Genomic DNA, 12,176 nt, shown 5'->3' with positions numbered 1-12,176 from the left:
ACATTTGAGGGTATAATTTCACAGATTAATTTGGTACGGTAAAAGCCTTAATGGTGAAGACATAGACCGTATCTCTATCATCTATTACGTGGAAAAAGATCGACTAAGAACTAATTATTTGAATTAGTAAATAGATATTATTCTTGCTTAGTCTTTCGAGAGTGTACGAGGGCAAAAAACCCGAAGACACGCTGAAGACGCCAGTTTTTCCGGGAGCGTCAGATCAAGGTTCTTTGGCGAAAGAATCCTCATCTACAATCAAAAATTGAGATGGGGTGCATTCAACCGCTAGTTAGGTATCGTGAAATCCCTATGAGTAGCACTTCAGAAAAGTCATCTACATCTACATCTTTACTATCAGCTCAGAGCCTAGTGATTGTGGGCATTGTCTGGGCTGTCATGGCGCTGCTGTTCTTTTTGCTGTTCAGCGTCCCCCTTTCAAAAGAAGATGGTTTACCGCCTTGGTACTCGATCGGCACTTATGTTTTTGAATGCGGGGCATACCTCGGAGCGTCTTTAGTCTGTTTCAGAAACTGGAAATGCCCCCAGATGGCGAGCGGGCGCAACGTCTGGCTGGGCATTGGTTTGGGGATGCTCTTCTATTTTATCGCCGGCGTGCTGTTCGGGATTTGGGAACTCTATTTCGAGTTAGATCCAGACGTGTCCCCAGCAGATGCGTTTTATCTGGGCAGCTATGTGGTGCTGATCGGAGGCATGGTTGTAGCTGTGACTTCCAAGCGTCTGAATCTAGAAGTTTGGCAGTGGGGTTTGTTAGCCGGAATAGCAGCCTTTGGGATTGCTATAGCTATCTGGGTTGCTGCACCGGACTCTTGGAGGACACAGCTAGGAATGGCTCCGGCTGCTCCTCAGGAATTAGTGACAGGATCTGCACCAGCAACTCCTGCCAAAGGAAAAGCGCCTGCTTTGGACAATTCGGCCCAGTCAAAGGCAAAAGGAGCGGCCGCGACTGCTGATGAACCTGCATCGGAAGAAGAATCAGCAGAAGTACCTAAAGCTCCCGCATGGGTGATGGCACTTGACAAACAACTGTCACCTTACGCCTATGCGATCAATTTGTTTTACATCGTCGGGGACGTTTTGCTGCTGATTATTGCTACTGCACTGCTGCTGGCGTTTTGGGGAGGACGTTTTTCCCAATCTTGGAGAATGATTGCGGCTGCAACTTTTTCGCTTTACATCGCAGATATGTACTTTAAATGGCGAGATACTCAGGCTGAGGGTAGTTATCAAAGCGGCAGTTTGCTGGAAGTCTTTTTTGTTTTCAGTGGCATCCTGTTCGGAATTGGAGCTGTCTTGGAACATGACATCTCAACCCGTTCTCGTCAGAGCAGGCGGACTCGTCGCTCCGCGTAGCAATGGGAGATTGGGGTTGCTTCGGCAAGAGATGGAAACGCGAAAGCTGTTTTGCCCTTGCCGGCATCTGTCAACTTTAAATCGAAAATGAAAAATCACAGTTCGCCGATCGCACTTCCTGCGTTTTTTCACATTTTTTTGCTGGAAAATTTGGCATGACGCCCACAAAACTATCCGATTCAGACAAACGCGAACTCCTGCGGCTGTACCGACAGTCGGACGAGAATACTATCACTCTGGCAAAGCGCTACGGAGTGAGTAGTTCGACTGTGAGGCGCATCCTTCAGGGGGCTTTGTCGGAGTCAGAATACGAATTTTTGGTACAGCAAAAACAAAAGCGTTCGTCCGATCGCACCAGCAGCGTTTCTGAACCAACAGAGGCGACTGCTGAATCGTCGGCTGCCAGCTCCATCGCCCCTGTAGATACTCCCCTGTCTGAGTCACTCCTCATCGCGCAATCAGCCCCCAATTCGAGGCCGACGATCCGAAAGCGTTATATATCAGCCGCCCAACCTGTCCCAGAAATCGAAATTTCAGGAACTTTAGAGTCGGATTTGGACGTTTCTGATGTGCCAGATGCCCAAGAAAATATTGCCTCGCGCAGCCACCGTGCTGTTGTGACTGGAGAACTACAGGCAATGCTTGATGGTGAAGATTTTAGCGATTTCGATGAGGATGAGGATGAGGATGAGGATGAGGATGATTTAGATGACGACTTCGACGAAGATTTAGAGGATGAAGATTCTCTGTTTGAAGGGAGTGTGCTGGGTTCGATGTCGGGGGAGCCGATGGAGCTGCGGGCGGAGGGGCCGATTCAAGTTTTGCCTTTAAGCCAAGCGTCTCTGCCCAAAATTTGCTATTTAGTAGTCGATCGGGCGGCAGAATTAATTACTAGACCTTTGAAAGCATTTGGGGAACTCGGTCAAATTCCGGCGGCGGAAATTCGCGAGAAAACCCTACCAGTTTTTGACAATCACCGAGTGGCCCGCCGATTTGCTACTCGCAATCAAAGAGTTTTCAAAATTCCAGATGGCAGGCTGCTGCAAAAAGCCGCACCTTACTTGCTAGCCAAAGGAATTACTCGGCTGCTGATTGACGGTCAGGTTTATTCCATCTAAGGTTTGAAAAATTAACTTAATATTCTACGGTGTCCGAGTCTTCGGGATTTGCTTGAAATTTCGGACGCGAGTCTTGGGAATCTGAAAAATTCCACAGCGGTTGTAGCAGTGCACCGCCGAGCAGTCCCGCACTAATGCTGATTGCCAATACTAATCCTACTGGAATTTGTATGGATTTAAACAAGATAAAGCTTAAGGCGACTGGGGCGGCGTTCTGCACTGAGATTATGGCGATCGCGCTAACTAAAATTGCTACTAAAAAACTAATTGTGAGCAGAGGAATTATTTTCATAAAAGGCTTGAAAAGCTAAAAATTTAACTAATAAACTCGTTTTATAATTTGAATATGTGTCCACAAAATTAACTACCCATTATTTAATAATATACAACAAGATTCGGGAATAAGTCAAGTAAGTGCGGGGGAAGTTATAGCCTTTCTCAAAAAGATCAGGTACGCTTCCGGGATATGGCATAGGGCATAGGGCATGAGGCTCTCCTCACTTTTTTTAGAACCGCTATATGGTGTGGGGTGGGCCGGACAACCCGCCGGGAACAGGCAAGATGCCTGTTCCACAATCACATGAATTTTGTGTATTTATTACTTGTGGCGTGGGCTTTGAGCATCGCCCGAAACAGGCAAGATGCCTGTTCCACAAATTAAAATTATGGGATTAGAAAATAAATCAACGGCATCCCAGAGAATCGCGAGTAGAAATCCCAGTTTGAGAATTAATCCCGCTGGCTTTAGTGCACAATTCTTTAACTTGTGCGCCGTCCATAATTGCATCAGTAAAATCAGCGCCTGTGATATTAACTCCGTCAAAAGTAGAACGCAGCAAAATTGTTTCGACTAAAATTGCATCGCTTAAATCAGCCTTAGTAAATTTAATTTGATCTATCATGGCATTAGTTAAATTTGCTCCGTGCAAATTCGCCTCAGTCATCACCGAAGCGCTCATAATTGCTCCCCGCAAATCGGCATTAGAAAAATTAGTTAAGTCCATATTAGCGTTAGAAAACTCGGCGGCGCGCAGCATTTGACCGGAAAAATCGCGTCTTGTCAGTTCCGCGTTGCTAAAGGACAGCGGCGGTGGGTAATATTTAGATTGAGCTTGGGCTGCGCGCGGCAGGATGAAGATAGTTAGCGCTAAGAGGAATGCTGCTAGTTGCCGGAGTTTCATATGTCTGATATTCTCGTAAGGTGGGTATTTTGTAGTGTATCCCGAACTTTGGTCGATCGCCTAAACAGTTACAATCTCAATTAATAGTGATGGAGATGAAAAACAAGATATGCTAAGTTTTTTCTTAACTTGGATAGTAGCCGCAATTTCGCTGGTGATTACCGCTAACATTGTACCAGGTATTGTGGTGGTTAGCTTTCCGGCGGCGATGGTGGCTGCTGTGGTTATCGGATTGGTGAATGCGGTTGTCAGACCAATTATTACATTGCTGACCCTGCCTTTGACTGTTATTACTTTAGGTTTGTTTTTGTTTGTTGTGAACGCAATTTCCCTGTCCCTGGCTTCGTGGTTGGCGGGTGCGTTCAGTATCGGCTTTGCGGTTAACGGTTTTTGGCCTGCTTTGTTCGGTTCGATTGTGTTGTCGTTCGTTTCTGGGCTGATTGGTCGTTTTGTGAATACGGGTACTTTGGATTAGTAAGATATTATCCTAGATAGTCGATCGGGCAAACTGCAACTGCTACTGTAACAGAGCCTAGTTTTTTGTCCGAGCGAAATATTTTTTTCGGAACTAAGAGGGGATGCGAACCGCAGATAAACGCAGATAAACGCAGATGATTGATGGATATCTGCGTTTCTTGGTGTTGATGGGCGGTTGAAATTTGGGCGATCGCGCAAAGTGCAGCCGCTTCTGCTACGCTGGGCGTGCCGACTGCTTTTGCTACCAGATTTGAAGGATTCGGGACTTCTACGGAACTCAAAATGTCAGCAGCAAAGGTTTTTAATGGCCAATTTCGCGATCGACAAAGTTCCAGCAAGCCAAGTTCACCTGCTTTAGTGTCTATTGAAGCAATTCCTGCGATCGCACCTTCAGCTAAATGATAACTGCGACAAACATTTTGAATCGCAGCTTCGATTAATTCTCGCGAAGTTCCAGCCTTGCAACCTATCCCTACCCACAACACTCTCGGATGCCATTGAACCTTTGGCAAAGCAGATTCCGGCGCAAATCTTCTCTGGGTAAAACTAATCCAAATTCGCCCTTTGATAGGTGACAAATTTTCGCTTTCCCAACACAAAGAATATTTTTCAGGTAAACTGTTTTGCCACAAAGTAGAACCAACTTCTTGAATTACTTCTACAGTTTCCCCTCTCTTCATAGCTGCCGCCACTCCCATCCAGTCCCCTGTCCCCCGATTCCAACCGCTGGGAATATCTAGCATATCTAAAGTAAATTTATCGCTCATGATTCAGTTATGTATTCGGTAGTTTCACCGAGGCCGCAATCTTTAATTGTTTTTTAAGATCATTAATTAAAAAAGTTTGTATAATACTTTTAGCACAAACTGCAAACAAAAAACATTTAATATGGTAGAACTGAACCAGTTACTATTAGAGTTTGAAAGCAACCTCACATGGGAAGCAGTGACGAAAGAATGGAAAGAACGTCGCGACAGTTGGATGAGTGAAGTGCAAGCAGCAGTAGAACCCTCACAGCTAGCAGAATATCTAATTGAATTGGAATCAGACATCCAGCGGGAAGCAGTGCAAAATTACTGGAAACTTTGCCGGGAAAGTTGGGTAGAAGACTGTCATGTAGCATCGACTCTGGAAGAAGTATCAAGTTTATTGCTGGAACTAGAAAGCAATACAACTTGGGAAGTATTGTCCGATGAATGGCAGGAAATTCGGGAGAATTGGGTACAGCAAGTGTACGAGTTTAACGACGAGTAATAATTCAATCAATTAAAATCTATTTGCAGGGTTAATGATGTCCCTCCTGTGCGGTTGATTGTCTCGCTTCCCTCAATTACTTTAAATCCCGATCGCTGGTAGAGATTCAGGGCCGAATTTGAGCTTCTAACACTCAGGGATACCGATCGATAAGATGCTTTGGCTGCTGACAACAGACGATCCAACAACTGCGTTCCTATACCCTGATTTGTATATTCTGGAAGAACCGCGATCGCCAATTCCGGGATATCGTCTACCCAGCCAAATCCCTTGTCATCCCCTGTAAATAAACGCAGCCAGGCCGCTCCTACGGGCTGGCTGCTGTTTAATTCAATTCCTACGAATCCCGTATCGTCTGCACGTCCCCAATCCTTGACATATCTCGCAATTAAAGGATGATTCACAACAGCTTGCACCGTTGATTCACCTTCTTCTGCCATGTGCGCCGCGACGTACAGCATTTGCCACAAAAAAGGTTCGTCTTCCTGCATTAGCGGCCGAATAGAATAGTCCAAGATTTTGTCCATAAGTAGAAGGAAGTTCGGCAACGGATTCTGTAACGGATGTAACGGATGTATGGAAGAATAAAGAAGGAAAAAAGACGCGAACTACTAATGACTAATGACTAATGACCAATGACTAATGACTAATGACCAATGACTAATGACTAATCCTTAACTAAAACCCCATTCAGAAAAATATCCGCTAATCCTTCGGCTATTTCCTGCATTTCTTGCGGAGAAGCATTCGGTTCCCCAATCGTATTTTGACTAAAACCGGCTACTGCAAACATTCCCAAAAATACCTGAGCGACAATCTTCGGATTCATCTTGCGATAAACTCCTTTTTCCATCGCCGTCTCAAAAAAAGCCTCAGCCACAACGCTCATTTTTCCGATGACTTCCAACTGAATGCGATCGCGCAAATCCGGGTGAAACTGCGCCTCCAAAAAACACACCCGCATCATATCGCTATTCTCGCGGATATTTAGCATCCGTCGGCGCATTACCTGAGCCACGGCTTTGTAATTGCCCATCTCGCTCAATTCGGTCAGCAAATCTGTCAATATTTCCACCCATCCTTCCGTCGCTACCTGAATCAAAATCGCTTTTTTATTATCAAAATGCCGAAATAGCGTACCCTCCGCCACCCCTGCTGCCGCTGCTAAATCGCGAGTTGTCGTACCGTCGTATCCGCTGCGGGCAAACAACCGCACAGCCGCTTGTAAAATCCGCTTTTTGGTTTCTGTTTCTGAAGGAGGAGACTGATTAAAAATTCGCATGGCTTTGCAATCGGTAATTGGCGACTTAAGTAGAAGGAAGAAGGAAGAAGGCAGAAGGAAGAAGGCAGAAGGAAGAAGGCAGAAGGAAGAAGGCAAAAGGAAGAAGGCAAAAGGAAGAAGACATACATAGCCAGCTTTTTAGCGAGCCGTATTTTACGTTTACTTAGGTGGATTCACTTGGAACTGCGGGTTTGGGACGGGCGGGTGAAATAATGTTACGCTTTAAGTTGTGCGCGACTTTAATCCCAAACTCAAAACTCCTTGCCGGGCCCAGACCCTTTTTGAGATTTGCTGTATCAGCCTAACATCTGCGGCGCAACAGATCGCTTATGCCTCCAAAAATCTTTATCCTTAGAAAAGAGTCTCTGGCATTGAGCGCAAACATTTTTTTGTTTGACAATCCAAAATCTAAAATCTAAAATCTAAAATCGAATGACCCCGCAGTTCCAAAAACCACGCGCGACGAAGCTATCCCCTAGGGAATCGCCCCGCAAAACTCGATTTATCGCCTCCCTGCTGGCTGCTGTACTGCTGTGGTGGGGACTTTCCCCCCAAATCGCCCTCGCCCGCGAGAACCCCGCTAACGGCTCCCAAACAGTGTCTGTGCAACCGTCGCTCGATCGCGTAATCAAGCAAGTCACGGAATTTAAGCTCGACAATGGCATGACATTCGTCGTGCTCGAAAGGCCCAGATCTCCGGTAGCATCGTTTCTAATTTACGCTGACGTGGGAGGGGCAAACGAACCCGACGGCCAAACCGGAGTCGCCCACTATCTCGAACATTTAGCCTTTAAAGGTACGCCAAAAATCGGCACTACCGACTACAAAGCCGAAAAGCCGCTGCTAGAAAAACAAGACCAACTCTTCGAGCAAATGCAAGCAGCGAAGGCGATCGGCAAAACTGAAGAAATCGCCAAATTCAAAGCAGAATTTGACAAGGTTGAAGCCGAAGCTGGGCAATTTGTCAAGCGCAATGAACTCGGCAAAATAGTCGAACAAGCAGGCGGAGTCGGATTAAATGCCGCCACTTCTATCGACTCGACCATGTATTTTTATAGTCTCCCAGCTAACAAATTAGAATTGTGGATGTCGCTGGAATCGGAGCGATTTCTAGAACCAGTTTTTCGGGAATTTTATAAGGAAAAACAGGTAATTCTAGAAGAACGGAGGCTGCGAACTGAAAATTCGGCGATCGGGCAAATGGTCGAAGTTTTTGCTAACAAAGCTTTTTCTGTTCATCCTTATCGTCGCCCGGTAATTGGCTACACTGAAGACATTAAAAACCTCACCCGCAGCCAGGTGCAGAATTTTTTCGATAGTCACTACATCCCCAGTAAACTGACTGTGGCTGTGGTAGGAGACGTGAAAGTTGCGGAGGTGAAGCGTCTCGCTCAAATTTATTTCGGGCGCTACAAGGCGAAACCAGCGCCTCCTGAATTGCAAATTGTGGAGCCTCCCCAAACGCAAACTAAGGAAGTGACGCTGAAGTTAAAAACTCAACCTTGGTATTTGGAAGGATACCACAGACCAGCGATGAATCATCCCGACAATGCGGTTTATGAAATCATTGGTTCTTTGCTCAGCAGTGGCCGCACTTCTCGGCTTTATAAGTCTTTGGTAGAACAACAGCAATTGGCGTTAGCTGCTCAAGGTTTCAGTGGTTATCCGGGGGATAAATACCCGAATTTGATGTTGTTTTATGCTCAAACTGCTCCGGGTAAGACTGTTGATGAGGTGGCGGTGGCTTTGAGCAAGGAAATCGATCGCCTAAAAACTGAGCCGGTGTCTGCTTTGGAGTTGGAGCGGGTGAAAACTCAGGCGAGAGCTGGTTTATTGCGATCGCTCAATTCTAATATGGGCATGGCATTTTCGTTGCTGGATTATCAAGTTAAAACTGGTTCGTGGAAAAATTTGTTTAAGGAGTTGGATGCGATCGCGGCTGTTTCTCCTGCTGACATTCAACGTGTCTCTCAGGCTACTTTCCGCCCGGAAAACCGCACGATTGGTAAGCTTTTGTCGCTCTAAGAAGAAGGAAGAGGGAAGAAGGAAGAAGGAAGAAGGAAGAGGGCATTGGTGTCAATTTAAGCTGAAACCTAGTGCCGATATTCTGTCTAGCGATTAGGTCTAGATCCCCCCTAGCCCCCCTTAAGAAGGGGGGGACAGGAGTATTCTCAAAGTCCCCCTTGCTTTCGGGGGATTTAGGGGGATCGGGCCTCGGATAAAAGCTAGATTTACTGGTTCCTAGGCTCTGCCTGGGAACGCAGATCCAGAGGCTCTGCCTCGAATTGTCAACATAGGAAACATTGGAAAAAGAATGAAAAGGACTAAATTGAGACTGAAGAAAGTAAAGTTATTTTTGCTCTCGCTTTGCTTTTTTACTGTTTCACTTGGCACGTTTAATTTGTTGCCTTCCTTAGCGGCTGGGCCCAAACACTATGACGAATTAAAATTCCCGGCGCTGGCTGAAATTAAACTGCCTAAATACACTCGCTTTGAGCTGAAAAATGGCATCCGCGTGTATCTGATGGAAGATAGAGAATTGCCGTTAGTTGGGGGGACGGCATTATTTCGCACGGGCGATCGTTTTGAACCTGCTGATAAAATTGGATTGGGAGGTTTGACGGGAGAAGTGATGCGAACTGGTGGCACAAGTCGGCATACGGCTGATGAATTAAATCAGTTGTTAGAACAGCGTGCTGCTTCGGTAGAAACAGGAATTGATGCTACTTCTGGTAACACTAATTTTAGTGCTTTAACTGAAGATTTGGAACCTGTTTTTGACTTGTTTGCAGAAGTGATTCAGGAGCCAGTTTTTGCTAAAGAAAAGTTCGATTTAGCGAGGAATCAAGAGCAAGGTGGTATCGCCCGCCGCAATGATGATCCTAATGATATTACGAGCCGCGAGTTTCAAAAGTTGATTTATGGCGATCGCAGTCCCTACGCGCGCACGGTAGAATACAAGACTATCGCCAATATTTCCCGCGACGATTTGGTGGGTTTCTACCAGAAGTATTTCCACCCCAAGAATATGATTTTGGGTATTTCTGGTGATTTTGATACTGCTAAAATGCGATCGCTCGTGGAGCAAAAATTCGGCAATTGGCAACCGACTCAGAGTGCAGAAGTGCCTGCACTACCAACGGTATCTCCCGCAAATCAAGGCGGCATATTTTTGGTGGATCAGCCCCAGTTGAGTCAAAGTTACGTGCAGATGGGGCATTTGGGCGGAATGCTCAGCAGTCCAGATTACGCTGCTTTGGACGTGATGAACGGGGTTTTGAATGGTTTTGGCGGGCGTTTGTTCAATAATGTGCGATCGCGCCAAGGCTTAGCGTACACTGTTTATGCGGCTTGGAGTCCGAGATATGACTATCCTGGGACGTTTGTGGCTGGGGGCCAAACGCGATCGGACGCGACAGTACCGTTTATCCAGGCAATTCGCGCTGAGATCGATCGTATCCGCACCGAAGCAATTACCCCAGAAGAATTAGCTTTTGCTAAAGATTCTACCCTCAATTCTTTCATCTTCAAATTTGAAAATCCCAGTCAAACTTTGTCGCGACTAATGCGATACGAATACTACGGTTATCCCGAAGATTTCATTTTTCGTTACCGCCGCAGCATCGAAGCAGCCACAATTGCTGACGTGCAGCGCGTAGCCAAGACTTACTTGAAACCGGAGAATCTGGTGACATTAGTAGTGGGAAATACTGCGGCAATTCAACCGCCGTTATCGAGTTTAGGAACTTCGGTGAAAGTGCAATCTGTTGACATCACAATTCCCTCAGCGACTTGACGATGATTCGTGTGACGCACCAGACTATTGTGTGGTGCGTCACTGTGAGATTGTGGATATAATTTTGGGATTTATGATTGCGAACCCTAGGGCTACTGAATAATATAATGAATATCAACACGCAAGAGCAATTCGAGTTAATTCTAGGTTCTAGTATAGAGAATCAAGAATTTGTCAGATTAACTTTAGGAAAATATAGAGGAGGAGAAGACGGTTTAACTAAAATCATTGTGAGAATCGTACAATTTAAATCAAGCATAAAACTTTCTTTTACCTATAGCTATAAAACTAAGGAAATAGTCAAAAATCACCCAATCGAAGAGGGGATAAATTTGATAAAAACCCTGATTGGGAGTGAATTTATGAGTATTAGATTATTCTCGGTCAAGCAAGATGTTCAACTTGAATATGGCAAAGATCAGAATCCTAAACTTAAATGTATTAAGCCTACTTTTACCAATCCTGTTGATACGACTCCGCAGGAACATGATCACAAGAAAAAACGCTATATTGAATCCGAAAATAATGTATATCTCACAGCATTAGGCATTACCAATAGTCAAGGTAATGTCGTAAAAACGATGGAAGATAAGTTTAGACAGATAAATAAGTTTGTGGAAATTATACATGGCTTACTTGAATCATCAGCATTGGCAGCGAAGAGTCATATCTCTGTAGTTGACATGGGTTCAGGCAAGGGATACTTGACCTTCGCAATATATGATTTTTTGAACAATATTTTAGATAAAGAAGCATCAGTTGTCGGTATAGAAAGCAGAATACATTTAGTAGATTTTTGTAACTCTGTTGCCCAATCAGTTGACTTTAAAGATTTACATTTTAAACAAGGAAATATCAGTAACTATAGCGCAGAAAAATCAGACATAACCATCGCGCTTCATGCGTGCGATACTGCAACAGATGATGCGATTTATAAAGGGATACAGTCTGATTCTTCTTTGATTATCTTAGCACCATGCTGCCACAAGCAAGTTAGGAAACAAATTCATCCGAATCTGGTTTTGAAGGATCTGCTGAAGTCTGGCATTTTGCTAGAGAGGCAATCGGAAATAGTGACTGATGGATTAAGAGCACTTCTACTGGAGTTGTCTGGCTACAAGACCAAGGTTTTTGAGTTTATAGCTGCTGAACATACGAGTAAGAATATAATGATTGTGGGAATCAAAAGCAATCAGAGTATCAACAAGGAGCAAATTATTGGACAAATCAAAGACATCAAAAAACTTTATGGCATCAATTTTCACTATTTAGAAACTTTACTATTTCCTGAACTCTTGCTTTCCTCCGATCTAGCTAAGGAATTAAATTGAATAACATCAACGATGTTATAGTAAACGACTGAGTGAATATGAATTTGTTGATGTTTCATTGATGTCAAATGTTATACCGATTTGTTTTTTGTGTGTCGCCCATCATTTGTTGATTTGAATCATTTATTAAGCTGTCGCCCATTTAAATTACATATTCGGTACGGCGTCGGAGCAACGTACCACAAGAGTTTGATTGATTTTTCACACACAATTTAAATTTAGAACAGCTTACTAGCTTAACTGTAAGGATTTAGATAAAAAATATTTCATTAAACTCAGCTATCAGTAGACCTCCTGCGAAAATATCAAATGCTCGCCTGTTGTAATGATAAATACAGGTCATAATTGTAAATTCCTGCAATT

At 44.5% G+C, this 12,176-nt stretch carries 13 protein-coding genes; 8 read left to right on the top strand and 5 right to left on the bottom strand.

All coding sequences use genetic code 11. From position 1 onward, the window contains the following. Window positions 1–312: 312 nt before the first annotated feature. The gene (locus tag QUB52_RS13140; RefSeq protein ID WP_265237917.1) at window positions 313–1,374 is read left to right on the top strand and encodes a hypothetical protein; all 1,062 of its coding nucleotides are present in this window, start codon (window positions 313–315) and stop codon (window positions 1,372–1,374) included. Window positions 1,375–1,529: 155 nt separating this feature from the next. Continuing rightward, complete coding sequence (locus tag QUB52_RS13135) at window positions 1,530–2,492, top strand: hypothetical protein (protein ID WP_332973787.1); 963 nt, start codon at window positions 1,530–1,532, stop codon at window positions 2,490–2,492. 16 nt (window positions 2,493–2,508) lie between these two features. Here the strand turns inward: QUB52_RS13135 and QUB52_RS13130 are convergent, their stop codons facing one another. After that, window positions 2,509–2,784 carry a LapA family protein gene (locus QUB52_RS13130; protein WP_265237913.1) on the bottom strand — a complete coding sequence of 92 codons (276 nt, stop codon included), beginning with the start codon at window positions 2,782–2,784 and terminating at the stop codon, window positions 2,509–2,511. Between the two features lie 391 nt (window positions 2,785–3,175). Next, window positions 3,176–3,673, bottom strand: a complete 498-nt coding sequence (locus QUB52_RS13125; protein WP_265237911.1) for a pentapeptide repeat-containing protein — start codon at window positions 3,671–3,673, stop codon at window positions 3,176–3,178. 109 nt (window positions 3,674–3,782) lie between these two features. Between QUB52_RS13125 and QUB52_RS13120 the strand changes: the two genes are divergently transcribed. Next, the gene (locus tag QUB52_RS13120) at window positions 3,783–4,148 is read left to right on the top strand and encodes a phage holin family protein (RefSeq protein ID WP_265237910.1); all 366 of its coding nucleotides are present in this window, start codon (window positions 3,783–3,785) and stop codon (window positions 4,146–4,148) included. Window positions 4,149–4,155: 7 nt separating this feature from the next. Here the strand turns inward: QUB52_RS13120 and QUB52_RS13115 are convergent, their stop codons facing one another. Beyond that, on the bottom strand, window positions 4,156–4,917 hold the full coding sequence (locus tag QUB52_RS13115) for a cobalamin biosynthesis protein (protein ID WP_265237909.1): 762 nt from the start codon (window positions 4,915–4,917) through the stop codon (window positions 4,156–4,158). A gap of 121 nt (window positions 4,918–5,038) precedes the next feature. On the opposite strand from QUB52_RS13115, the gene QUB52_RS13110 reads away from it, so the two are divergent. Continuing rightward, window positions 5,039–5,404, top strand: coding sequence for a hypothetical protein (locus tag QUB52_RS13110; protein WP_265237908.1), 366 nt, complete (start codon window positions 5,039–5,041; stop codon window positions 5,402–5,404). Window positions 5,405–5,412: 8 nt separating this feature from the next. Here QUB52_RS13110 and QUB52_RS13105 read toward each other — a convergent pair whose 3' ends face one another. After that, a complete protein-coding gene (locus QUB52_RS13105) occupies window positions 5,413–5,931 on the bottom strand; it encodes a GNAT family N-acetyltransferase (protein ID WP_265237907.1) in 519 nt (172 codons plus the stop codon). A gap of 140 nt (window positions 5,932–6,071) precedes the next feature. After that, window positions 6,072–6,686 carry a TetR/AcrR family transcriptional regulator gene (locus QUB52_RS13100; protein ID WP_265237905.1) on the bottom strand — a complete coding sequence of 205 codons (615 nt, stop codon included), beginning with the start codon at window positions 6,684–6,686 and terminating at the stop codon, window positions 6,072–6,074. Here QUB52_RS13100 and QUB52_RS13095 point away from each other — a divergent pair. The 4 genes from QUB52_RS13095 (at window position 6,685) to QUB52_RS13080 (ending at window position 11,813) form a co-directional block, all read left to right on the top strand. After that, window positions 6,685–6,816, top strand: coding sequence for a hypothetical protein (locus QUB52_RS13095; protein WP_332973786.1), 132 nt, complete (start codon window positions 6,685–6,687; stop codon window positions 6,814–6,816). The genes QUB52_RS13100 and QUB52_RS13095 overlap by 2 nt on opposite strands. Before the next feature lie 302 nt (window positions 6,817–7,118). Next, window positions 7,119–8,711, top strand: coding sequence for a M16 family metallopeptidase (locus QUB52_RS13090; RefSeq protein ID WP_332973785.1), 1,593 nt, complete (start codon window positions 7,119–7,121; stop codon window positions 8,709–8,711). A 289-nt stretch (window positions 8,712–9,000) separates the two neighbouring features. After that, on the top strand, window positions 9,001–10,482 hold the full coding sequence (locus tag QUB52_RS13085; RefSeq protein ID WP_332973784.1) for a M16 family metallopeptidase: 1,482 nt from the start codon (window positions 9,001–9,003) through the stop codon (window positions 10,480–10,482). Between the two features lie 107 nt (window positions 10,483–10,589). Next, window positions 10,590–11,813, top strand: coding sequence for a class I SAM-dependent methyltransferase (locus tag QUB52_RS13080; protein ID WP_265237898.1), 1,224 nt, complete (start codon window positions 10,590–10,592; stop codon window positions 11,811–11,813). Window positions 11,814–12,176: the final 363 nt, after the last annotated feature.

The organism is Microcoleus sp. A6-C6 (assembly GCF_036705955.1).
Lineage (GTDB): Bacteria > Cyanobacteriota > Cyanobacteriia > Cyanobacteriales > Microcoleaceae > Microcoleus.
Note: the sequence above shows the minus strand (reverse complement) of the source record. Positions and strands in the feature narration are given on the sequence as shown.